Source organism: Metabacillus endolithicus, assembly GCF_023078335.1.
GTDB lineage: Bacteria > Bacillota > Bacilli > Bacillales > Bacillaceae > Metabacillus > Metabacillus endolithicus.
On record NZ_CP095550.1, the window covers coordinates 1,187,967 to 1,212,933 of the forward strand.

14 protein-coding genes, 5 pseudogenes and 1 other annotated feature are annotated in these 24,967 nt (G+C 36.1%); of the genes and pseudogenes, 2 read left to right on the plus strand and 17 right to left on the minus strand.

Annotated elements, in window-relative coordinates; all coding sequences use genetic code 11:
* Positions 1-82: 82 nt before the first annotated feature.
* Both MVE64_RS06520 and MVE64_RS06525 read right to left on the minus strand, forming a co-directional pair.
* A pseudogene (locus MVE64_RS06520) lies at positions 83-1,398 on the minus strand (bifunctional folylpolyglutamate synthase/dihydrofolate synthase).
* Positions 1,399-1,464: 66 nt separating this feature from the next.
* A complete protein-coding gene (locus tag MVE64_RS06525; protein ID WP_247344837.1) occupies positions 1,465-4,119 on the minus strand; it encodes a valine--tRNA ligase in 2,655 nt (884 codons plus the stop codon).
* Positions 4,120-4,227: 108 nt separating this feature from the next.
* Positions 4,228-4,478: a binding site (T-box leader), on the minus strand.
* A 234-nt stretch (positions 4,479-4,712) separates the two neighbouring features.
* On the opposite strand from MVE64_RS06525, the gene MVE64_RS06530 reads away from it, so the two are divergent.
* Positions 4,713-4,904, plus strand: coding sequence for a hypothetical protein (locus MVE64_RS06530; protein ID WP_247344840.1), 192 nt, complete (start codon positions 4,713-4,715; stop codon positions 4,902-4,904).
* Between the two features lie 42 nt (positions 4,905-4,946).
* Here MVE64_RS06530 and ysxE read toward each other — a convergent pair whose 3' ends face one another.
* The 8 genes and pseudogenes from ysxE to hemA form a co-directional block, all read right to left on the minus strand.
* Positions 4,947-5,990 (minus strand): spore coat protein YsxE, encoded by a 1,044-nt coding sequence (gene ysxE, locus MVE64_RS06535; protein WP_247344842.1) that lies wholly within the window; start codon positions 5,988-5,990, stop codon positions 4,947-4,949.
* Between the two features lie 95 nt (positions 5,991-6,085).
* Positions 6,086-7,246 (minus strand): stage VI sporulation protein D, encoded by a 1,161-nt coding sequence (gene spoVID / locus MVE64_RS06540; RefSeq protein ID WP_247344845.1) that lies wholly within the window; start codon positions 7,244-7,246, stop codon positions 6,086-6,088.
* Between the two features lie 131 nt (positions 7,247-7,377).
* Positions 7,378-8,667 (minus strand): glutamate-1-semialdehyde 2,1-aminomutase, encoded by a 1,290-nt coding sequence (gene hemL / locus MVE64_RS06545; protein ID WP_247344847.1) that lies wholly within the window; start codon positions 8,665-8,667, stop codon positions 7,378-7,380.
* Positions 8,668-8,710: 43 nt separating this feature from the next.
* Positions 8,711-9,691 carry a porphobilinogen synthase gene (hemB, locus tag MVE64_RS06550; protein ID WP_247344849.1) on the minus strand — a complete coding sequence of 327 codons (981 nt, stop codon included), beginning with the start codon at positions 9,689-9,691 and terminating at the stop codon, positions 8,711-8,713.
* Positions 9,688-10,488 (minus strand): uroporphyrinogen-III synthase, encoded by an 801-nt coding sequence (locus MVE64_RS06555; protein ID WP_247344852.1) that lies wholly within the window; start codon positions 10,486-10,488, stop codon positions 9,688-9,690. The genes hemB and MVE64_RS06555 overlap by 4 nt, the downstream gene beginning before the upstream one ends.
* Positions 10,488-11,420: a hydroxymethylbilane synthase gene (gene hemC, locus MVE64_RS06560; protein WP_247344855.1), complete on the minus strand. Its 933-nt coding sequence runs from the start codon at positions 11,418-11,420 to the stop codon at positions 10,488-10,490. The genes MVE64_RS06555 and hemC overlap by 1 nt, the downstream gene beginning before the upstream one ends.
* Positions 11,421-11,451: 31 nt before the next feature.
* Positions 11,452-12,283, minus strand: a pseudogene (locus tag MVE64_RS06565) (cytochrome C assembly family protein).
* 18 nt (positions 12,284-12,301) lie between these two features.
* Positions 12,302-13,654 (minus strand): glutamyl-tRNA reductase, encoded by a 1,353-nt coding sequence (hemA, locus tag MVE64_RS06570; protein WP_247344857.1) that lies wholly within the window; start codon positions 13,652-13,654, stop codon positions 12,302-12,304.
* A gap of 364 nt (positions 13,655-14,018) precedes the next feature.
* Between hemA and MVE64_RS06575 the strand changes: the two genes are divergently transcribed.
* Positions 14,019-14,510 (plus strand): hypothetical protein, encoded by a 492-nt coding sequence (locus MVE64_RS06575; RefSeq protein WP_247344860.1) that lies wholly within the window; start codon positions 14,019-14,021, stop codon positions 14,508-14,510.
* Positions 14,511-14,630: 120 nt separating this feature from the next.
* Here the strand turns inward: MVE64_RS06575 and yihA are convergent, their stop codons facing one another.
* From yihA to leuD, 7 genes and pseudogenes are all read right to left on the minus strand, one after another.
* Complete coding sequence (gene yihA / locus MVE64_RS06580; protein WP_247344863.1) at positions 14,631-15,215, minus strand: ribosome biogenesis GTP-binding protein YihA/YsxC; 585 nt, start codon at positions 15,213-15,215, stop codon at positions 14,631-14,633.
* Positions 15,215-17,535 (minus strand): annotated as a pseudogene (gene lon, locus MVE64_RS06585) (endopeptidase La). Before lon ends, yihA begins: the two are co-directional and overlap by 1 nt.
* Positions 17,536-17,772: 237 nt before the next feature.
* Positions 17,773-19,445, minus strand: a pseudogene (gene lonB / locus MVE64_RS06590) (ATP-dependent protease LonB).
* 361 nt (positions 19,446-19,806) lie between these two features.
* Positions 19,807-21,070 (minus strand): annotated as a pseudogene (clpX, locus tag MVE64_RS06595) (ATP-dependent protease ATP-binding subunit ClpX).
* Positions 21,071-21,416: 346 nt separating this feature from the next.
* Positions 21,417-22,706, minus strand: a complete 1,290-nt coding sequence (gene tig, locus MVE64_RS06600) for a trigger factor (RefSeq protein WP_247344866.1) — start codon at positions 22,704-22,706, stop codon at positions 21,417-21,419.
* A 340-nt stretch (positions 22,707-23,046) separates the two neighbouring features.
* Positions 23,047-24,018, minus strand: a complete 972-nt coding sequence (locus MVE64_RS06605) for a tetratricopeptide repeat protein (protein WP_281730463.1) — start codon at positions 24,016-24,018, stop codon at positions 23,047-23,049.
* A 287-nt stretch (positions 24,019-24,305) separates the two neighbouring features.
* A complete protein-coding gene (gene leuD / locus MVE64_RS06610) occupies positions 24,306-24,902 on the minus strand; it encodes a 3-isopropylmalate dehydratase small subunit (RefSeq protein ID WP_247344871.1) in 597 nt (198 codons plus the stop codon).
* Positions 24,903-24,967: the final 65 nt, after the last annotated feature.

Genomic DNA, 24,967 nt, shown 5'->3' on the forward strand with positions numbered 1-24,967 from the left:
ATATATTCCTATATTATACTAAATATATAGAATATTTCTAAAAAAATTTAATAGCTTTTCTTTTAAAATTTATAGAGAACTTTTAACTACCCTTTTTACTAACCAAATAGTTCCGAACCTCTGAGATAAAATATAATGAACCAGTTACTATAATTACATCATCCTTTTCACCCTGGTATAATTGAAGCAATTTATCCAACATTTCCTGCCAAGATTCCGAATAACTCTTCTCTATATGTTTACAAGCAGAGTAAAGTTTTTCTGCAGCTTCCGCTCTCGGAAAATCAAAAGTCGTAAAATGCATGGTAGCAGCAATACTACTTAGACGATGAATCATCTCTTCATACTCTTTATCTTTTAATGCACTAAATAAAATATGAACCTGCTTATCCGGGTAATGCCTAGTTGCTGTCTCAATTAGACTCTCAATTCCTTCATGATTATGAGCTCCATCGACAATAACAACGGGATTGTTTTTAACTTGTTCAAACCTGCCCTTCCACATCGCTTTAAAAAGCCCTTTATAAATTTGATCATCTGATACTGTTAACTTGTTATGTTTCCTTAACAAATGTAGAAATTTGAAACAGCTAATGCTGCATTTTTTGTTTGATGCTGACCCCTCATTTGAATTTTAAGATTTTCAAATAAATAGCTATCTGTTTTAACTGTAAACATTTCACCTTGCTCGTAAGTAGAGTGTTCAAGTATATGAATATCAGAACCTACACTTAAAATCTCTGCGTCTAATTGCTTTGCTTTATTCTTTATTACCTGAAGTGCTTCATCTTTTTCTACCGCTGTTAGGACCGGCATATTTTGTTTAATAATGCCTGCCTTTTCAGAAGCGATTTCAGCAATCGTATTCCCTAATATATTCATGTGATCATAACCTACATTAGTAATAATGGATAATATTGGATGGATAATATTAGTCGAATCCAATCGTCCTCCTAATCCTGTTTCTAGCAGCAAAACATCTGGTTGATTTACCTTACCAAAGTATAGGAACATCATTGTTGTAATAATTTCAAATTCAGTTGGTCCACCGAGGTCAGTTTGTTCAATTTTCTCAACGTATGGCTTTACTTCGTTCACGAGATTTAGCATGTCTACATCAGAAATTGGCTCTCCATTTACACTAATCCGCTCATTAAAAGTTTCAATATAAGGTGACGTAAAAGTACCCACATTATAATTTGCTTCCTTTAGCATGTGTAGCATATAAGAGATTGTTGATCCCTTACCATTTGTACCGGCAACATGAATGGTAGGAATGTTCTTTTCAGGATGTCCTAGTTCTTTTAAAAGCCATTCCATCCTTTTTAATCCAGGTTTAACTCCAAATTTTAATCGACCATGGATCCAATCCACAGCATCCTCGTAACGGTTAAACATTGGTATCCTCCCTTTAAAACAAGCCATTTAAAAACTCGGGGGAACTAAAATTAGCACCACCCGAGTTCATCTCTTAACCTTTAGTTCTTGAATTCTGGCTAATACAATATCACGTTTTTCTCGATAATCGTTTTCTTTTGCTTTTTCCTCTTCAATGACTTTCTCAGGTGCTTTCTTTAAGAAGCCTTCATTGCCTAATTTCTTTTGAACGCGTTCTACTTCTTTATCAAGCTTTTCACGTTCTTTTTCAAGGCGTTTAATTTCTTCTTCAATATTAATTAACCCTTCAATTGGTAAAATAATTTCAGCACCTGTAACAACAGCACTCATAGATTTTTCTGTTGAATCAACTTCTGTTGAGATGCTTAGAGAACTTGTATTACAGAATCTTTCAATATAAGCACGGTTGTTTTCAAGCTGTTTTAATACATCTTGATCTTTTGCCTTTATTCTCATTGGAATTTGCTTGCTCATTGGTGTGTTAACCTCTGCACGAATGTTACGAACAGCACGTATCACTTCAACTAATAACTTCATTTCTGTTGCTGCCGCGCGGTCTGTTAATTGTTCATTAACAGTCGGCCAAGCTGCAACTGTAATGGATTCACCTTTATGAGGAAGTGATTGCCAAATTTCTTCTGTAATGAATGGCATAAATGGATGCAGCAATCTCATTGTGTGATCAAGAACATAAGCAAGTATAGAACGAGTTGTTTTCTTCGCTGCTTCGTCTTCTCCGTATAGAGGAAGCTTCGCCATTTCAATATACCAATCACAGAAGTCATCCCAAATGAAATTGTATAGAAGACGTCCAACTTCACCAAATTCATATTTATCAGCAAGCTTTGTTACATTTTCAATCGTTTCATTTAAACGAGTTAAAATCCATTTATCAGCAACAGATTTTTCACCAGTTAAATCAATTTCTTCATATGTTAAGCCATCCATATTCATCAACGCAAATCGTGATGCGTTCCAAATTTTGTTGGCAAAATTCCAAGTAGATTCAACTTTTTCATAGCTGAAACGTAAATCCTGACCCGGTGAACTTCCTGTTGATAAGAAGAAACGTAATGAATCAGCACCGTATTGATCAATAACTTCCATCGGATCAACACCATTACCAAGTGATTTACTCATTTTACGTCCCTGCTCATCACGCACAAGACCATGGATTAACACATCCTTGAATGGACGTTTACCTGTAAATTCAAGGCCTTGGAAAATCATACGAGATACCCAGAAGAAGATAATGTCATAGCCTGTTACAAGTACATCAGTTGGATAGTAACGTTTAAAGTCAGCTGACTCGGTATCCGGCCAACCCATTGTTGAGAACGGCCATAGCGCTGAGCTGAACCATGTATCAAGAACATCATTGTCTTGATTCCAGTTTTCAATATCAGCTGGTGGCTCCTGGTTTACATAAACCTCTCCAGTTTCTTTATGGTACCAAGCAGGTATTCTATGTCCCCACCAAAGCTGACGAGAGATACACCAATCACGAATATTTTCCATCCAACGTAAGTACGTTTTCTCAAAACGATCTGGAACAAAGTTTACCTTTTCATCATCTTCTTGAAGCTTAATTGCTTCATCAGCAAGCGGCTGCATTTTAACAAACCATTGAGTAGAAAGGTAAGGCTCGACAACCGCACCACTTCGCTCACTATGACCAACTGAATGCATATGCTCTTCAATTTTGAAAAGTACACCTGAATCTTGTAGATCTTTTACAATTTTCTTTCTGCATGCAAAACGGTCTAAGCCTTTATAAACGCCTGCCTTGTCATTCATTGTTCCATCTTCATTCATAACTAAAATACGTTCAAGGTTATGACGATTTCCGATTTCAAAATCATTAGGATCATGTGCTGGTGTAATTTTTACTGCACCAGAACCGAATTCCATATCAACATAATCATCGCCAACGATTGGAATTTCACGTCCTACGATTGGTAGTACAACATTTTTGCCGATTAAATGTTTATATCTCTCATCTTCCGGATGAACAGCAACAGCTGTATCTCCTAGCATTGTTTCCGGACGAGTTGTTGCGATTTCAATAGAGCCTGAACCGTCTGCTAATGGATAACGCATATGGTAGAATGCACCTTGAACATCTTTATAAATAACTTCAATATCAGATAATGCTGTTTTTGTTTGTGGATCCCAGTTAATAATATATTCTCCACGGTAAATTAAGCCTTTATTATATAGAGAAACGAATACTTCACGAACTGCTTTTGAGAGTCCTTCATCAAGAGTAAATCGCTCACGACTATAATCAAGACCAAGACCTACTTTTGACCATTGCTCACGAATATGACCAGCATATTCTTCTTTCCATTTCCAAGTTTCTTCAATGAACTTTTCTCTTCCTAAATCATATCTGGACTTTCCTTCTTCTTTTAACTTTGCTTCTACCTTTGCTTGTGTAGCAATTCCAGCATGGTCCATACCTGGAAGCCATAATACATCAAAGCCTTGCATTCTTTTCATACGTGTAACAATGTCTTGCAATGTTGTATCCCAAGCATGACCTAGGTGCAGCTTTCCTGTTACGTTAGGCGGTGGGATGACAATTGTATAAGGTTGTTTCTTTTCGTCACCTGTTGCCTCAAAGTACTTTCCTTCTAGCCAAAAAGAATAGCGGTTTTTTTCAATTGCATTTGGATCATATTTTGTTGGTAATGAAACTTGTTGTTCATTGTTTTCCATTTGTTTTCCTCCTAAATTTCTTTTACATTTTTTATGTACATGTGAAAGATTACTTGGTACCATTTCACATATTTTCCAATTTTTAAAATAAAAAACTCCTTCCATCCATAAAAGGACGAAAGGAGAATATTTCGCGGTACCACCTTTTTTTATAGACCGTAAAAACACTAAAAATATAGCAAAAGAATACAGTCTACACACTCATCAATTTAACGGCTTTCAACCGGCTTCTCCTACTCCATTTCAAAGAAGCAACTCCTGGGCGACCTTCCAATGCCTCTACTTAAGAAATCTTCCAGCAATGATTTCTCTCTCTGTAAAGTGATGACGATTGTACTCTTCCCATTCAACGTTTCATCATTATGTACTTTTTATTTAACAACTTATTCTATATTACTAAACAATCCTTTTTTTCGTCAATATTTTCCCCATATTTCTTCCCTTTCATACAGGCACCTATCACAGAATCTTGGCATATTTTACATTAAGTGGTCCTTTGCACGAACATTTCTTTATTTTAAACACATAATATGAGCTATTTCTGAAAATGTGAGTAGTTTTATAGAAAAGCTTAAACGAGGAGGAGTTGTCATATGAAGAGGCGGTATAGGCCTTACACACTCCCGCCATGGCTTAGACAAATTCGGGCGGTCGGCGTACAGATTATCATTCCTTTAACTATCTTCCAGGGCATTCGAACTGTTTTCTTTCCTACAACATTTGATGTTCTTTTGCTCGGTATTTTAATCGGATTAGCCATTGCACTCCGGTATGATTGGATTTAACAGTAAAGCAGGAATCGGAAATGTCCGATTCCTGTGCATTTTCTAAGATTCAGTTTGTGCCTCTGCTGCTTCTGCTTCCATTTTCTTTCTGTTTTCTATTTCAGAAACCTTCATTACAAAGTACTCAATATTTTTAAATTGCCAATAAGCTCTCACAAGCTGTTTATTTGCTTCTAACTCAGAGCTCTTTTTCCCTTTTTTTGAATAGTTTTTAATGAAACGACATAGTCGCTCTGGATAAGCCAAATACCCAATAAATAAAAGCATTTCCTCTTCTGTAAACGGGTAGTCTTTTTGATAGGAATAAAACCAATTCACAACATCATCACTTTGAATTGGATACGTTCTCGCCGTTCGATTCAAAAATAATAAAAAATCATCAATAGGACTTGAATAAGACGATTTCTCAAAGTTTGATAAATAACCATTACCATCATCATCATATAAGAAGTGGCGTGCAGATACTTTTCCATGCGTTAACACTACTCTTGCAGACTTTTGATCTGTCATTTTCTCATACCACTCATCGAGCTTTTTACGAGAAAATTCAATGGCTCTCGATACCTCAGTATAGTAAGTAACAGCTTGCAACTCAAATGGAGATAAATATATCTTTTTCTCACATTGTTCAACAAATGTTTCAAAACGTGCTTTTTCTTCATCCCACTTATTCGTTAGTTTTTCATAATGATTTGTTGCCTCTTGACCATCAAGAGATATTTTCTTTTCTGTTCGTTTGTGAAGGTTTGCAACCTCTTTAAATAGAAGCTGATGACGAGCATCACGCTCTTCTTCTTGTTCATTCACAAGCCACGGCATTAAGTAATAGTACTCCCCATTATATTGAGAAATAAGCTGCTGCTGTTTATTCCTTAAAAGGGGAACATAATTCGAATATTTTTGTTCATTTAAGATTCGAATAGAATCAACAAAATGTGGATTAAATTCACTTGATAATTTTTTTAATACATAAGGACCGGTATCTGTATATACCTTAATTGTTTTCTTGGTGATTTCCTCTGTATATTCAGGGTATAAATCATAATTTTTTAACAAAGGCCTTACTTCACTTAGCTGCATCGCCATAGATCATATCACCTCTACTCCTTAGAAATTGAAAAAAACAGCCGAGGAAAAAGATGCCCCATGCTGTTCTTTGTCTTTCAAATAAATAATAAATGTTATTTACTTGTTGAGTATGCAGGGATATAAAGAATTTGTCCTTCATATACATCTTGATCTGCATGAAACTCATTTACACGTAAAATTTGTTGAATGGAAATTTCATATTTCTCACTAATTAATTCAAGTGTATCTCCTTGTTGAACAATACACATTTTCACTCTGGAGAAATCTTCTTCTTCGTCTCTTGCAAATAAACTTGTTAAGTAATGGGCATCCTTTGTTTCTCCCTCTTCACGACCAACTTCATCCTTCTTTTGTAAATCTTCATCAACATTTGTTGGCTCTTCTTCGGTTTTAGAGAAAAAGGAATATTGTACTTCTTGAGGTTCAGGAGTTGATTCTTCTCTTCTTACTTCCACAACAAATGGATCATAAACCTCTTCTTCAGTTTGTCCCTGCTCAACATTAACTTCTTCTACAACAGCCGGTTCAGGCTCTACGATTTCTTTTTCATATTCAGCAGGTGACGTTTCAACCACTACTTCTTCTGCTTCTTCCTCACGCTCTTCAACTACATCCTGTTCTTTCGTGACAGAGAAGGAAGGTGATAATTTGTCCACGTCTTCTTCATCTAACTTTCTTTCCTCATAGAAAGAAGAAAAAGGTGAAGGCTCTATTCTTGAAACAGGCTCGGAATTATTATGTTCTGCAGTATTTTGTTCTTCACGGAAAAGAGCTTCAAATGCTTCTTCCTTAGGCTCCTCTGCAGGTCTCACCTCTTCTTCTTCCGCTGTCTCTCCATTCGAAATTCCGCTTATAGATAAATCAGCTATTAATTTTAAGCAAGCATGTTCAGGTAAATCATAATCAAAGGATTCGATCGAAACATACACCTCGTCAAGCTGTTGAATTCGATTTTTAGGAATCGTAATATCAACAGGAAAACGATGATTTAATACGCTCACACCATCTTCACGTGTATCGACCTCATTTACATAACGTACATTTGCATATTCGAACGTTTCCTCTTCAGAACTTTCCGTTTCTATTTTATATTCCCCAGTAAGCTGCAGGGCACCACGAATTGAAATGTACTGATCATGCTCATGAATGGCAATATCCGGATCTAAAGAAATAGATAAAAGTTCAGATACTTCCTGTCCTTTTTGAAACCAAACAGATTCTTCTACTGAGAAACGTAGTTGTTGTTGTGACAAAAATATTTCCTCCTTTCAAATAGCCTAGCAAAATAACTATGACATTACAGATTTATGTGTGAAAGGAGGAATTTATGATGAAATTTTAAAAAACAAAAAAATCCACCACAAATGTGATGGATTTTTTATAATTATTTTTTTAATTCAGCAAATGCCTTCTTAGCAGCTTCTATTGTATGATCAATGTCCGCGTCTGTGTGTGCTGTTGATAGGAATAAGCCTTCAAATTGTGAAGGAGGAAGGAATACTCCTTGATTTGCCATGCTTCGATAATAGCTGGCAAAGAAATCAAGATTTGATGTTTTGGCTTTTTCATAATTTGTTACATCTTCATTTGTGAAGAATAAGCCAATCATCGAGCCGGCACGATTGATTGTATGAGGAATTTCATACTCATTAGCGGCTGCTGAAAAACCTTCTTCAAGACGGTCGGCTTTACGTTGAAATTCTTTATAAGAATCTCTTGTTAACTGTTTTAATGTTTCATACCCTGCTGTCATCGCAAGTGGATTTCCTGATAATGTACCCGCTTGGTAAATCGGTCCACTTGGGGCAATTTGCTTCATGATTTCTGCTTTACCACCATAAGCTCCTACAGGTAAACCTCCACCGATTACCTTGCCAAGGCATGTTAAATCAGGTGTTACACTGTAATAGTCTTGAGCACAGCCATAATCTACACGAAACCCTGTCATAACCTCATCAAAGATTAATAAAGCACCATATTGTTCTGTAATTGCTCGTAATCCCTCAAGAAAACCTGGTTGAGGTGGGACAACTCCCATGTTCCCTGCTACAGGTTCTACAATGATCCCTGCAATGTCTTCTCCAAATTGTTCAAATGCATATTGAATGCTTTCTAAATCATTGTACGGAACGGTAATCGTATTTTTCGCAATTCCTTCAGGTACACCAGGACTATCAGGTAATCCTAACGTTGCAACTCCTGATCCTGCTTTAATCAATAAAGAATCACCATGACCATGGTAGCAGCCCTCAAACTTAATAATTTTATTTCGTCCAGTATAGCCCCTTGCTAATCGTAATGCACTCATCGTTGCTTCCGTCCCTGAGCTTACCATACGGACGATTTCAATCGAAGGCACACGATCTATTACAAGCTTTGCAAGTTCGTTCTCAATCAGGGTAGGAGCACCAAAGCTTGTACCTGACTCAACAACTTTTTTAATCGCTTCAACTACAGTATCGTTTGAATGACCATGAATAAGCGGTCCCCAGGAAAGAACATAGTCAATATATTCGTTTCCATCGATATCATAAATTTTTGAGCCTTTTCCTCGTTCCATGAATATAGGATTCATCCCAACAGATTTAAATGCTCTTACAGGACTATTAACACCACCGGGCATTAATGATTGAGCTTCATGAAATGCACTTTCGCTTTTTTGATAGCTATTCATTTTCATTCCTCTTCCTTCCTCTTGTAAAGTAAAAGGCTTTCCCTTATTGATCTTCCCTTATCCACCGTGCTGCATCTTTTGCAAAATATGTAATAATTAAATCAACACCTGCACGTTTCATTCCGACTAACATTTCCATTACCAATGCTTTTTCATCAACCCATCCATTTTGTGCAGCTGCTTTAATCATGGAATACTCACCACTAACATTATAAGCTACAATAGGAACGTTAAATTGATTTTTCACATCACGGATAATATCTAAATAAGATAATGCCGGTTTTACAATTAAAAAGTCTGCACCTTCTTCTAAATCGGACTGAGCTTCTCTTAATGCTTCATCACGATTAGCAGGATCCATTTGATATGTTTTTCGATCACCAAATTGTGGTGTGCTGTGCGCTGCATCACGGAACGGTCCGTAAAAAGCACTTGCATATTTAACTGCATAAGACATAACCGGAATATGTTCAAAGCCAGCTTCATCTAACCCATGTCTAATTGCTGCTACAAAGCCATCCATCATGTTTGAAGGAGCGATAATATCGGCACCTGCTTTTGCTTGACTGATAGCAGTACGTGCAAGCAGATCAAGTGTAGGATCATTTAATACTTGTCCATTTTCAACAATTCCACAGTGTCCATGATCTGTATATTGACAAAGACATGTATCCGCAACAACGACTAATTCAGGGAATGTCTCTTTTACCTGTCTAGTTGCACGTTGAACAATTCCATTATCATGATAAGCTTGAGTTCCTACATCGTCCTTTTCATCAGGAACACCAAATAAGATAACAGACTTAACCCCTAACGAAATAACTTCTTCAATTTCCTGATTCAATAGATCTAAAGACAAGTGATAAACACCTGGCATTGATGGAACTTCGTTTTTCTTATTATCCCCTTCTACAACGAAAATTGGATAAATAAAATCCTCTGGGCGGAGATGTGTTTCTCTCACCATTGCTCTTAGGTTATTACTGTTACGTAAACGGCGGTGTCTTGTAAATTGAATATTCATTGATTATCCTCCCGGTTTTGTTCTAATTCAACCATTAACTTCACCATGTCATCAATTGTATAGGAAGCAGGCATAACACCTGTAAATCCATATTCTTTTAATGTGTTATTAGTAATAGGGCCGATACATATGAAAGTAACTTTACTCAAATGCTGCATGAGTTCTGATTTATGTAGTACTTTCATAAAGCTGTCAACAGTAGATGAGCTTGTAAAGGTTATGTAATCTAGCTGATCTTCTTTGATATATGAGATAAGCTTGTCAGCTTCTCTTTTATTATGTAATGTTTCATAGACAATTAAATCTTCCGTGTTAAAACCTTGTTTTTTTAATTCTGTTATCAAAACTGGTCTAGATAGATTTCCTCTAATGACAAGGATCTTTGAAGATTTAGGGAGCTTTTCTCCTATGCTTTCTGCCAGCTTTTCCGCAACAAATTCTTCTGGTATAACAGAAACAGTGAGATTTAGTTTCTCCATTTGCTTACTTGTTTTTCTTCCAACAGAAGCGGCAATCATATGCTGTAATGTTTCATAAGGAATTCCAAATTGATCTAAGAACTTTTTAAAGTATTTAACACCATTTGCACTCGTAAACACAATGCAATCAAATTCATGTAATCTTGTCAGCGTCTGGTGAATAATCGATTCACTCGATTTTTTAGGTCTTATTTCTAGAAGCGGAGCTGAAATTCCAACTCCGCCTTCTTCTTCAATTTTTTGAATAAATTCTTCTACTTGAGACTTTGCTCTAGTAATCAAAACCCGTTTCCCTTGTAAAGGACGGATCTCTCCCATTATTGATCTAACTCCTCTTTTACCCGGTCGATTAAGGCTTTAGCTCCTTGATTTGTTAATGTTTCCGCGACTTTACTCCCTAATTCTACCGGATCTGTTCCTGTAACCCTTTGTTTATAAATTTCTTTCCCGTCAGGTGAGGCAATAAGACCTGTAAATTCAATTTCTTTCTTATCATTTACTGTTGCAAATCCAGCGATAGGTACTTGGCATCCACCCTCCATTTTAGTAAGGAAGGTTCTCTCAGCAGTAACGGCTAATTTTGTAGATAAATCAGTGAATTTTGCAAAAAGATCTAATAATTCTTGATCATCAGCACGACATTCAATTGCCAGGGCACCTTGCCCTACTGCTGGCAGGCAAATTTCCGGGTCTAAGAATTCGGTAACAACATCTTTACTCCAGCCCATGCGTGCCAAGCCTGCTGCAGCTAGAATAATTGCATCATAATCTTCTGTTTTCAGCTTTTCTAAGCGAGTATCTATGTTTCCTCTAATCCATTTAATTTCGAGGTCAGGTCTTTCAATTAAAAGCTGCGCACTTCGTCTCAAGCTGCTTGTTCCGACAATTGCTCCACTTGGTAATTCTGAAAGCTTTTTATGATCTTTAGAAATAAGAACATCGCGGTGATCTTCACGGTTTGGAATGCATCCTATTGTTAAACCCTCAGGCAAAATTCCGGGCATATCCTTCATACTATGAACAGCCATATCAATTTCACCATTCATCATTGCTTGCTCAATTTCCTTTACAAACAAGCCTTTTCCACCGACTTTTGATAAAGTAACATCTAAAATCTGATCACCTTTTGTTACAATTTCCTTGATTTCAAATTGAAACGGCAGACCAAAGGATTTTAATTGATTAATTACCCAATTTGTTTGCGTTAATGCCAATTTACTACGTCTAGATCCAACAACTATTTTTCGCATATGTTCCTCCTACTATGTCTAAGGTAACCAATCATGAATCCCAAAAATGAAACCTTGAAAGACTACCAAACAAGAAAAAGTTAATTAACAAAACTAAAAACGATGCTATGTTTAAAAGAGCAACAGACCTGCCCTGTAATTCTTTAACAATTCTTATATAAAGATAGATCCCATACGTCACTAATACCATAAATGATCCTAGCACTTTCGCATCATACCATTGAAAGTGAGCTACTTTAATATAGGCCCAGATAACGCCTAAAATTAAACTTAATAACAGCATAGGTACGCCGATGACATTTAATACATATGACATATGATCAAGCTTTGAAAGATCTTCTAACCGAAGAAGGCGCTTTCCCCACTTTTTCTTTTTGAGTAAATTATATTGAATGGTATAAAGAATCGAAAACACAAACGATAATGAAAACGCCCCATAAGAAAGTATGGCCATCGTAATATGAATTAATAATAGTTCCGAGACAAGCTGACTAGAAACAGCAGCCGACTCGTATTGAGCTGGGGCAAAAGTATGTATGGCCATCATAATAAACCCAATTACGTTAGTGAAAAAGATAATAAATTCTGCTTTAAGAAAACGATTTAAAACAAGTGACAATGTCACTAATACCCATGTATAAAAATAAAGCCTCTTCAAACACATTTAAAACAGGAAATCTTCCTGTTTCAAACATACGAACAAATAAAAAAATTGTTTGTAATAGCCAAACAATAGAAAGTAACCAGAAGGCAGCTCGTTTCGCCTTCCGGTTATTATTAAGAAAATCTATAAAATATAAGAGTACACAAATAGCATAAAGTATTATGGTTAATTCGTTTATTCTGCTTAAGCTCATCTCCATAATGAAAGGTCCTTTCACTTACGATTGAAGTGAAGCACGATAAATCGGATCGTTTGCATGAATTGTCAGTTTCTCTGATTTATCCATTTTCATTTGCTCTTCAACAGCTTCTTCGATATTAAAGATTTTCATAAATAAATCCAATGATTCCTGTGCATTAGCCTCTGCTGATAGCTCTTTTACCTTCACAATCGGGTCTTTAAGCAATTGATTAATAATGCTTTTCGTATGCTTACTTAAAACTTTTCTTTCACGTTCAGTTAAGTTAGGCATTTTTCTCTCGATACTTTCCATCGTTTCAGCTTGAATGTTTAATGCCTTTTGACGAAGTGCTGAAATAACAGGTACAACTCCAAGCGTATTAATCCATTGTTTAAATTGAACAATTTCATCTTCGATCATTAGTTCAATCTTTTCCGCAGCAATTTTACGCTCTTGTAAGTTTGCCTCAACAATTCCTTGTAAATCATCAATATCATAAAGAAACACACTATCTAAATCCGCAAGCTTAGGATCTAAATCACGTGGCACAGCAATATCGACCATAAATAATGGACGACCTTTTCTCATTTTTTCCACATGTGTCATCATTTCTTTAGTAATAACAAAATCTTTGGCACCAGTTGAACTAATAAGGATATCCGCTTCCACTAATCCACACTGAAGTTCGTTTATTCCTTTGGCTTTCCCATCAAAGCGATTAGCAAGCTCTTCAGCTTTCTGCAACGTTCTGTTCATAACAGTAACTTTACCAACACCACTGCCGTGCAGATTTTGCACAGCTAATTCCCCCATCTTACCCGCACCTAAAATTAGTACGTGCTTAGAACGAAGGTCACCAAAGATTTTCTTAGCAAGTTCAACTGCTGCATAACTCACTGAAACAGCATTTGCTCCAATATCAGTTTCAGAATGTGAGCGTTTAGCCAATGATATTACTTGCTTAAACAGCTGATTGAACACAGTTCCTGTTGTATTGTTTTCCTGTGCCTGTAAAAAGCTAGTACGAACCTGTCCCAGAATTTGAGTTTCACCCAAAATCATAGAATCCAATCCGCATGCTACTCTACATAAATGCTCTAATGCACCATCTTGTTCAAAAATAGTTAAATACGGTGAAATCTCTTCTTTCTCCAGTCCGAACCAATCTGCCAAGAATGCTTTAATATAATAACGTCCTGTATGAAGTTGATCTACTACAGCATATATTTCTGTACGGTTGCAAGTAGATACAATAACATTTTCAAGTATGCTTTTTTGTTCTTTTAACTGTTTCATCGCATCTGTTAGCTCTTGAGGTTGAAACGAGAGCTTTTCGCGAATTTCAACAGGGGCTGTTTTATAGTTTAAGCCGACAACAAGTATATGCATTTTCTTATACACCCCCATGTACAAGGATCTCTACTTCTAGTATATCATGATTGATTTTTTTCTCTTCTAAAAAATGTGAACAGTCTTTGAAACTATATGTTATGATAAAATATGTTTATTATTTCACTGATTCACACCATTTTCAACTTATTAATGGTCGTGTGTAATTGTTCACAAAAAGCACTGTTTTTTCTATAAAAATTTCTACATTCTCTGACATCATTCTCACACTATTCACTCTGTACAATAACAAAAATCACGCAGTTAATCAAGATATTGATTTGGACAAGGAAATCATATTAATTTATTCCCGGGCCACAATGGACAGGTTTTCCTTATATACTATTCATGCGAGAGGTGGACAATGAAAAAAATTACATTATTACCAACAATGCTACTACTAGGAATTGGCATTTTTTATTCTATCCAAAAATTAAATATTCATTTATTTGAAGGACAAAACAATTGGCCTTTTTTATTAATTCTGCTTGAGGCTTTTACATTTTTAATTAGTGGTCATTTTGAACAAGATGCGTCAGCCATTTTACCAGGAATCATTTTAGCAGGTCTTGGTATTCATTTTCACTTTGCAGGCAAGATTGCTTCTTGGCCTGATCATCCTGCTGCTTTTTTATTTATCTTGTCTCTTGGCATGATTTTAACTGCTACAAAAACCAAAACCGGTTATCAGCAAGGTATTATTATATTAGCTATAGGCTTATTTCTACACTTTTTTCATAAAATTATTCAATCTCTAACTATCATCGAAAACGGAGTAAATTTTATTGAAACTTACTGGCCACTGCTTTTTATTGTCATTGGTGCTTTATTGTTAGTGCTGCGGAGAAGAAGATAAGGTGCCTGTCACTTCCCACATTTTGTTGAAATATGTAGATGTTGATAACACACCAAAAAAGACTCTGGTATTTTTCCACCAGAGTCTTTTTGTGCATTATACATATATAAAGAACTAACTTTATGATGTATAGTGAAGAATTGTTTTCCAAGCTTCATCTTTGCCTAAGCCGGTTTCTGATGAAAAAATAACCAATGGGTCGGTTTTCTCAATTTCCAAGGCATCTTTTATCACCTTAGCATGCTTCTGCCACTTACCCTTAGGAATTTTATCTGCCTTGGTTGTCACAACGATTGTTGGGATGTCATAATGCTTTAGGAAGTTATACATTAGTACATCATCACTTGTTGGAGGATGTCTAAGATCAATTAAAAGGATAACAGCACGCAACTGTTCACGAGAAGTGATATAGGTTTCGATCATTTTCCCCCATGCTTCACGTTCCTTTTTACTAACCTTGGCATATCCATATCCAGGTACATCAACAAAGTGTAGTATTTCATTAATAATATAAAAATTTAATGTTTGTGTTTTACCTGGCTTTGATGAAATTCGAGCCAATCCTTTTCTACTTAGCATTTTATTAATAAAGGATGATTTTCCAACATTAGAACGACCTGCTAATGCTACTTCGGGTAAATCTCCTTCTGGATATTGAGCAGGCTTAACTGCACTTATAACGATTTCTGAACTTGTTACTTTCATTATTTCTCCTCTGTTAACGCATGTTTTAACACTTCATCTAAATGTGAAACTAAGACAAACGTAAGTTCATTGCGAACACTATCTGGAATATCATCCAAATCCTTTTCATTGTCTTTTGGTGCAATAATCTTCGTCAAACCAGCACGATGAGCACTTAATGTTTTTTCTTTCAAGCCACCAATTGGAAGTACTCTGCCACGTAAAGTGATTTCTCCCGTCATTCCAACTTCTTTTCTCACGGCTCTACCTGTTAATGCTGAAATTAACGCTGTAGCCATTGTTATACCTGCTGATGGACCATCCTTAGGTACAGCACCTTCAGGAACGTGGATATGAATATCATTCTTTTCATGAAAATCACGATCAATGTTCAGCTCTTCCGCACGCGAGCGAATATAGCTAAATGCAGCCTGAGCAGATTCTTTCATAACATCTCCAAGCTTCCCAGTTAAAATCAGCTTTCCTTTACCTGGCGTTACTGATACTTCGATAGATAGGGTATCGCCGCCAACTGTTGTATAAGCTAAACCAGTGGCAACACCAATCTGATCCTCAAGTTCCGCTTGTCCATATCTAAAGCGCTTCTTCCCAAGAAATTCTTCAATATTTTTGTCCGTAATAATGATCTTCTTCCGCTCTTCTTTTACAATCATTTTAGCAGCTTTACGACACACTCCTGCTAATTGGCGTTCTAGCCCACGAACCCCAGCTTCTCTTGTATAATAGCGAATAATGCTTTGAATTCCATCTTCACGGATTTGTAGATGTGATTTTTTAAGTCCATGTTCTTTTAATTGCTTTGGAAGTAGATGATCTTTGGCAATATGAATTTTCTCTAGTTCCGTGTAACCGGCTATATTTATAATTTCCATACGATCGCGTAATGGTCCTGGAATTGTAGCAAGGTTATTAGCAGTTGCGATAAACATAACTTTCGATAAATCATATGTTTCTTCAATATAATGATCACTAAAGTTATGATTTTGCTCAGGATCTAACACTTCCAGTAACGCTGAAGAAGGATCTCCTCTGAAATCACTGGACATTTTATCGATTTCATCTAAAAGAAATACTGGATTGATTGTTCCAGCCTTCTTCATACCCTGAATGATTCTTCCAGGCATTGCTCCAACATATGTGCGTCGGTGTCCACGAATTTCAGATTCGTCTCTAACTCCACCAAGTGATATTCTAACGAAATTCCGGTTTAAAGATTTAGCTACTGAACGGCTAATGATGTTTTCCCAACTCCTGGAGGTCCTGCAAGGCATAAAATTGGACCTTTCAATGAATTGGTCAATTGTTGTACCGCTAAATACTCTATTACCCGCTCTTTAACCTTTTCAAGACCATAGTGTTCTTCGTCTAAGATTTCCTCAGCAACATTCACATCTAAACGATCGTCGGTTGCTTTTGACCATGGCAGAGACAGGAGCCACTCAATGTAATTACGAATAACGCCACTCTCGGCTGAACTTGAAGGAACTTTTTCATAGCGGTCCAGTTCTTTTAAAGCCACTGCTTTTATATGTTCCGGCATTCCCGCTTCTTCAATTCGTTCCTTCATGGAAGAAACTTCTCCAAGCTTGCCTTCTTTTTCACCAAGCTCTTTTTGGATGGCTTTCATCTGTTCGCGTAAATAGTATTCTTTTTGTGTACGCTCCATGGATTTTTTAACTCGCTGGCCGATTTTTTTCTCCAGCTGTAGTACTTCTTTTTCATTATGGATAATGGAAATCACTTTGTTCAATCGTTCTGTAACATCAAGGGTTTCCAATATCTCTTGTTTTTCCTTTAATTTTAAAGGAAGATGTGAAGCAATAATATCAGCCATTCGTCCTGGCTCATTAATATCAGAAACGGTTGCATATGTTTCAGCAGACACTTTTTTAGAAAGCTTTATGTATTGCTCAAAATATTCTAACATTGTTCGCATTAAAGCTTCTTCTTCTACACTTTTCTCTTCAGGATCTTTATAAATAGAAACCTCAACAGAATAGTATTCATCCTCATCCACAAAACGTTGAATCTTACCACGGTCTATTCCTTCAACGAGTACACGGATTGTACCGTTTGGTAATTTCAACATTTGCTTAATTTTAGTCAATGTTCCTATTTCATAAATATCTTCTTTGTTTGGCTCATCTATCGAAATCTCTTTTTGTGTCGTTAAAAAGATAATATGATCTTCCATCATAGCCTTTTCTAACGCCTGAACAGATTTTTCTCTTCCTACATCAAGGTGCAGTACCATTGTTGGATATACTAACAAGCCTCTTAGTGGTAGTAGGGGGACAATTTGATTATTTGATTTCGCCATGCGTTTACACCTCCATGACATGATAATTCATTCTTGTTCAATTCTATCTTATTCTTTTTCAAGTGTCTAATTAAACTACTCTAGTCAATAGGTAGTATACCCCAATACCATAAGTTGAAAAAGGAAATTACGTAATTCTCATGAATATAAAATTGGAAATGACAAGAACTGATCGAAGCTTAAAAAAGGAAAGAGATCTTCTTTATTGTAAAGGAGATCTCTTTAAAATTAACTCTTTTATACAGATTCTTGATGTGGAAATGAAGGTGAATCTTCATGTTGCAACGGTTTTTCAGTTGGTGGATCAACAAGCGCTATATCAAAGACTTCTTGAAGATTTGTTACCGGTATAATCGTTATCCCATCAATCTCTTTTAAAATGGATTGCATGTTTTCCTTTGGAATAATGACAATATCTGCTCCAGCCTTTTTTGCCGCCTTTATTTTAGGAATAACTCCGCCTATAGGCTTTACATTTCCATGAATGCTAATTTCTCCAGTCATGGCCACTTTATTACTAATGGCAATCTTATGAATCGCTGAGAAAATTCCTGTGGCCATTGCAATTCCTGCTGATGGGCCATCAATTGGTGTTCCTCCTGGAAAATTCACATGAATATCATAATCATCCGCTTGAATGCCCATAGAACGCAGAACAGTAATAACATTTTCAATCGAGCCTTTTGCCATACTTTTTCTACGAATGGATTTAGAGCGATCACCAATACTTTCTTCTTCCACAATTCCTGTTATATTAATGGTTCCTTTTTCTTTTTGAGAAGGAATAACTGTGACTTCTATTTCTAATAATGCCCCTGTATTAGGGCCATGAACGGCAAGTCCATTCACTAAGCCAACTCTTGAGTTATCTTCAATTTTCTTTTCAAATCTTGGCTTAACTGACTTGAATTAATGACCCACTCTATGTCTTCAACAGTAATTTCTTTCCTGTCTTCTGACATAGCCATACCTGTAGCAATTTGCATTAGATTTACAACTTCACGGCCATTTCTAACATAGGAAGTTAAGAGATCAATCCCCTTGTCGCTTACTTCCATTTCTACTTTATCTGCTGCTTTTTTCGCCACAACTGCCAGTTCTTCTTGTTCTAAATCTCTAAAAAATACTTCAAGACATCTAGAACGAATGGCTGGTGGGATTTCATTAGGTGTTCTTGTTGTTGCTCCTATTAACCTAAAATCGGCTGGTAGACCATTTTTAAAAATATCATGGATATGTGTTGGTATTTGTGTATTTTCTTCATTGTAATAAGCGCTTTCTAAAAAAACTTTGCGATCTTCAAGTACTTTTAATAACTTGTTCATCTGAATAGGGTGAAGTTCACCGATTTCATCAATAAATAACACACCCCCATGAGCATGAGAGACAGCTCCTTGCTTAGGCTGAGGTATTCCAGCTTGTCCCATTGCTCCAGCACCTTGATAAATTGGATCATGAACAGACCCAATAAGAGGATCAGCAATCCCTCTTTCATCAAATCTTGCTGTTGTAGCATCCAATTCTACAAATACGGCATTTTCTTTAAATGGTGATCTTTTATTTCTTTTAGCTTCTTCTAAAACGAGTCTAGCAGCCGCTGTCTTCCCTACACCTGGTGGTCCATATACAATGACATGTTGAGGGTTTGAACCGCACAGCGCAGCACGTAACGAACGAATACCATCCTCTTGTCCTACTATATCATTAAAACTTTTTGGGCGTACCTTTTCAGCAAGAGGTTCGGTTAATCGAATAGCTCTCATTTTTCTTAATTGTTCCATTTCTTTCTTTGATTCTCTGTCAATTGATATCTTTTGAGTTCGTTGACTCTTTAATAAATTCCAAAAATACATTCCAATAATAATCCCAAAAAACAACTGAATAAACAGCGCGATACTTGTCCAACTCATTGGCGTCCCTCCTGCAAAGATGTCTTGTTACCGCTACGGTGAAAAGTAAACGAAGCATAATACTTTGTTAAAAGTAACTCTTCGAGAGGTTAGTAAAAGCTTGTTTTGCCCCCATAAAATGATTTCCACATCTATGTATAAAATGTTCGTTAATCTAAAGGGACAAAAGGCGACTTTCGTTTTTGCCTAGAAAGGCAATTAAAAATGGATAAACCTTGTAAGAAGCGGTTATTTATAGCTAGTATCTCCTAGCTTTAGCGGGAATAAACATGATTTCATTACAAGTATTTACAGGAGGTGGATTGGAAAAAGCATCAAAAAAAGGAAGCTGGTTAAATCAGCTTCCTTTTCAAAGATTATGTTATGCAGATGTTTTTTTATCTTCTTGAATAACTGTACCATCGCTAAGTACAAGTTTAGGTGGTGTTTCCCCTAATACTGTTTCAGCTGTAATAATGGCTTTAACGATGTCCTCACGAGATGGTAAATCAAACATCATATCAAGCATGATGCCCTCAATTATGGAACGAAGACCACGTGCACCTGTTTTTCTTTCAATTGCTTTTTTAGCAATTTCAAGAAGAGCTCCATCTTCAAACTCAAGTTCAACACCATCTAAATCAAGCATTTTCTGATATTGTTTAACAAGAGCATTTTTAGGTTTTGTTAAGATCTCAACTAATGCTTCTTCATCTAACGGCTCTAAGCTTGCAATGACAGGCAAACGACCGATAAACTCTGGAATTAATCCAAACTTCAATAAATCTTCAGGTAAAACCTGTGAAAGAAGAGCTTTTTTATCAAGATCCGCATTTTTGTTATCTGAACCAAATCCAATTACTTTTCGTCCTAGACGACGTTTAATAATTTGTTCGACTCCATCAAATGCCCCTCCACAAATGAAGAGAATGTTTGTTGTATCAATTTGAATAAATTCTTGATGTGGATGCTTTCTTCCACCTTGAGGAGGAACACTAGCCACAGTTCCTTCAAGAATTTTAAGTAACGCTTGCTGTACACCTTCACCAGAAACGTCACGAGTGATTGACGGATTTTCTGATTTACGTGCCACTTTATCAATTTCATCGATATAAATAATACCTTTTTCTGCTTTTTCTACATCATAATCAGCCGCTTGAATTAACTTAAGTAAGATATTCTCAACATCTTCACCTACGTAACCAGCTTCTGTTAAAGATGTAGCATCAGCAATGGCAAAAGGGACATTTAAGATTCTGGCTAATGTTTGCTAATAACGTCTTACCACTACCTGTAGGCCCAATCATAGAAATATTACTTTTTGATAACTCAACATCATCAATCTTGCTGTTTGAGTTAATACGCTTGTAATGATTATAAACGGCAACAGCTAATGATTTTTTGGCATTATCCTGACCAATCACATATTCATCTAATATTTCATGAATTTCCTTAGGTTTTGGAACATCTTTAAATTCAACTTCTTCTTCTGTACCAAGCTCTTCCTCAACAATCTCTGTACAAAGTTCAATACATTCATCACATATATATACTCCAGGTCCAGCTACAAGCTTACGTACCTGATCTTGTGTTTTTCCGCAAAATGAACATTTTAATTGTCCTTTTTCGTCGTTAAATTTAAACATTGTTTCACCCCTTGTATCTTTATCTAAATCAAAACATTTCCACCTTACCCCTACTAATTCTTTCAACTATTCAGGTCAGCAGGTAGATGTCCCTAATTAAAACAAATAAAAACGGTATGTACTGCATTTTACCATAAGAGAAGCATTGACAGGTAATGAAACCACTCGGCATTGAAAAAGCTTCCAACCTGAGGGCTCTTCCCAAAAATGTTGATGATATTATATTTCTCTTACTTAATGTTTATGTATGTATTAGCTTGCTTATATCATTCCCAAAGGAATATAAATAAAACATGATTGTATAAAACAAGGCACGATGTGCTCGCGCCTTGTTCCTTTTATTATATTATGCAACAACTTTGCTATTATCTACAAGAAAATCGATCGCTTTGCGAACTTTTAAATCTTCTTTTAAGCCTTCAGCGTTTCCACCAAGTGCTTGTTTAATGTTTTCAACAGGCATGTTGTACATTTCAGCCATTTTCGCTAATTCTGCTTCAACATCTTCGTCAGAAACTTCAATGTTCTCAGCTTTAGCAATAGCTTCAAGTGTTAAGTTATATTTAACGCGCTTTTCAGCATCGTCTTTCATTTGTGCTTTTAATGCTTCTTCATCTTGACCTGAGAATTGGAAGTATAACTCAAGATTCATACCTTGCATTTGTAGACGTTGCTCAAATTCCTGCATCATACGTGAAATTTCATTTTCAATTAATGCATTTGGAATGTCTACTTCTGCACCTTCAGCAGCTTTATCAACTAATGAATCACGCAGGTGGTTTTCTGCTTCAGATTTTTTCGCTTCTTCAAGGCGAGTTCTTGTTTGAGCTTTTAACTCATCAAGAGTTTCAACTTCTTCGTTAACATCTTTTGCGAACTCATCATCAAGAGCTGGAAGTTCTTTTGTTTTGATTTCGTGAACTTTCACTTTGAATACTGCTGGTTTACCCGCAAGGTTTTCAGCGTGATATTCTTCAGGGAATGTTACTTCTACATCCTTTTCAGCACCTGCTTCTAAACCAACTAATTGTTCTTCAAATCCTGGAATGAAAGATCCAGAACCAATTTCTAATGAATAGTTTTCAGCAGCTCCACCTTCGAATGCTTCTCCATCAACATATCCGTCAAAATCGATAACTGCAGTATCACCGTTTTCAATCGCGCCTTCTTCTTTAACTGCTAACTCAGCATGACGCTCTTGTAATTGTTTTAATTCGTTGTCAACATCTTCATCAGATACAGTATCGTCTAATTTTTCAACTTCTAGACCTTTATATTCACCTAATTTCACTTCAGGCTTTACTGTAACTTTTGCAGTGAAGATTAAGCTTTTTCCTTTTTCGATTTGTTCAACATCGATTTCAGGACGATCTACAGGATCAATTCCAGCTTCATCAACAGCATTAGGATATGCAGTTGGTAGGATGATGTCTAAAGCGTCTTGATATAATGATTCTACACCAAAACGTTGTTCAAACATTCCACGTGGAATTTTCCCTTTACGGAATCCAGGAATTGAAACTTGTTTTACAACCTTTTTAAATGCTTCGTCAAGAGCTGTTGTGAACTCTTCTGCTGAAACCTCAACCGTTAGAACGCCGTCGTTCCCTTCTAATTTTTCCCATTTTACTGACATGTGTTGTCCCTCCAAAGATCTATAATAATTTGTGCGAATAAGTGATAGGTAATTTGTGGCGCTTGTCCCATTTTAGGCAATCCCCCACGAACATATACCTGTTTTTATGTACGGTAAAAAGTAACCTAGTACTAAACATGCATAGGATTTCGCATTAGAAAAAATTGACTTTTCTTCAAGACAAATGGCAAAGCTTTAAGTATTTTCCATACCATCAATATTTCTAATAGTATAAAAAAGAAGGTCCATTTTGTCCAAAATAAAAAAGACCTATATACGATGATCACTATTTTGCAACCATTTTATTATAACACAGAATAAATTCCTTTCAACATATAGCTCATATTTGTAAATAAGAAATTTCTTCTATTTGATAGATTTTATTGCATGCTTCTTGTAAATCTGGCAATAGTTGATCATAGATTTCCTCTATTTCTTCTTGCTCAATTGAAATCCCATGCATCGAATAACCAACAAGATGCAAAGCTGCTGCCCACAGCTTAGCTTCTGTTGGCTGTGGTAAGAATGGATATAACACATACAAATGTCTTATCCATAACTCTTTAACTGCTTCAAATAATGTAGGATTTTCATTCCCTAGCGTATCATCTAATATCGTTAACACCTTTTTAGTAAAAGGATATTCTGCAGGATCTTCCAGATTCGCAGGTACGACCGTAAGACTTTCGCCGAACTTTGTTACTTTCATTTCCTTTTCAATTTCATGCTCAATCATTAAGTGCAAAATCATTGATTTGATTGTAGGATGAATTTGTTCATTTTCTAACAAAATTTTAAGTGAAGCAAAATGTTTACTAATGTTACGGTCATGCAGTGACTGAACGTAGGCCATTTGTTTATTTGTATCTCTCAGAAGGTCTTCTATATATAATGGCTGTTCTGCTTCCTGGTCTCCTTCATCATCAAAAATATCAACTTCGTTTTGATTCATTTTCCGGCTAAATTCCAACAATTTATAAAAGTGTTCAGCACTTTCAGCAGGTAGCTGATTTTCCTCTAACACCGCTTCGATCGTAGTTTGTACTTCATGATATTCTCGTAGTTGTATTAATATCGTTAGATAAATCTGTAAAACAGTAAAATAATGACCTATGTCTTCTAAGAGCATTTTTTTACAAATATCTTTAGCCTCAGTCAAGTCACCAAGCTCCATAAGGCAAATTGCCATACCGAGATATATTTCAGCTTGATCTTCCTTAAGCTTCTTTGCTTCTGCAAACATTTCAAGTGCTTCATGATACTTCTTTTCTTTTAATAACAGCGTTCCCTTATCTAAATACCTCTCCTTCAAATTAGGAAAGGGAACAACATTTGATTTTTTTTCGGTTTCATATGTTGGTCAACTCCAGCAACCTTACTTTGCATACAGTTTATCAATCCAAGTCTTGGAAAACAAGTGTGAGGTGGTGCCTGTCACTTCCCGATTTTTGTTGAATGACGTCGCATGAGGCGCCTGTGTACTACTAAATTCTGTGAAATTCGTGAGTTCAAAGTGTTGAAATGGCGACTCTATTTAACTTTGAATATTTTCTGCAAGCTTAAGCAGTGCTAGGTTAAGACATATAAAAAGAGCAATCATTATAAAAATGATGCTCTTCTTGTTTCTTCGTAATGTTTAATTTGGTTATCATAATGTAACGTTAAATCAATTTCATCTTTTCCGTGTAAAAGCATATCTTTCCAATATGGATCAACATCAAAGGTTTGCACTAAACCATTTTGATCTGTGATTTCTTGCTTTTCAAGATTAACTGTTAATTCAAAGCCTTCAGCATTTGATTTTTCACGGATAAGGTCTAAAACAGCTTGCTCAAGCGTAATTGGCAGCAAGCCATTCTTCAGACAATTTTGGTGAAAAATATCTGCATAAGAAGGTGCTAAGATAGCTTTGAAACCATAATCTGAAAAAGCCCATGGAGCATGCTCACGAGAAGACCCACAGCCAAAGTTTTCACCTGCAAGTAAAATTGTCGCACCTTTACTTTTTTCTTGATTTAATTCAAATTCAGGATTTTCAGATCCATCAGGAAGATATCTCCAATCAAAGAATGCAAATCGTCCATATCCTGTTTTTTCAATTCTCTTTAAAAATTGCTTTGGAATAATTTGGTCTGTGTCAACATTTGTTCTGTTTAATACAGCAACTTTGCCTTTATGTGTAGTAAATGGTTGCATGATGTCCCTCCTAATATGAATACTTTTTCTATGGATGTAACAACACTTTCACACCTAAACAATTT

Coding starts and splice junctions, on each gene's coding strand:
- MVE64_RS06555 (WP_247344852.1), bottom strand. CDS start 10,488: ATGGGAGAGATCCGTCCTTTACAAGGGAAACGGGTTTTGATTACTAGA.
- MVE64_RS06525 (WP_247344837.1), bottom strand. CDS start 4,119: ATGGAAAACAATGAACAACAAGTTTCATTACCAACAAAATATGATCCA.
- yihA (WP_247344863.1), bottom strand. CDS start 15,215: ATGAAAGTAACAAGTTCAGAAATCGTTATAAGTGCAGTTAAGCCTGCT.
- hemC (WP_247344855.1), bottom strand. CDS start 11,420: ATGCGAAAAATAGTTGTTGGATCTAGACGTAGTAAATTGGCATTAACG.
- ysxE (WP_247344842.1), bottom strand. CDS start 5,990: ATGGCGATGCAGCTAAGTGAAGTAAGGCCTTTGTTAAAAAATTATGAT.
- MVE64_RS06530 (WP_247344840.1), top strand. CDS start 4,713: ATGAAGAGGCGGTATAGGCCTTACACACTCCCGCCATGGCTTAGACAA.
- hemA (WP_247344857.1), bottom strand. CDS start 13,654: ATGCATATACTTGTTGTCGGCTTAAACTATAAAACAGCCCCTGTTGAA.
- MVE64_RS06575 (WP_247344860.1), top strand. CDS start 14,019: ATGAAAAAAATTACATTATTACCAACAATGCTACTACTAGGAATTGGC.
- tig (WP_247344866.1), bottom strand. CDS start 22,706: ATGTCAGTAAAATGGGAAAAATTAGAAGGGAACGACGGCGTTCTAACG.
- leuD (WP_247344871.1), bottom strand. CDS start 24,902: ATGCAACCATTTACTACACATAAAGGCAAAGTTGCTGTATTAAACAGA.
- hemL (WP_247344847.1), bottom strand. CDS start 8,667: ATGAATAGCTATCAAAAAAGCGAAAGTGCATTTCATGAAGCTCAATCA.
- hemB (WP_247344849.1), bottom strand. CDS start 9,691: ATGAATATTCAATTTACAAGACACCGCCGTTTACGTAACAGTAATAAC.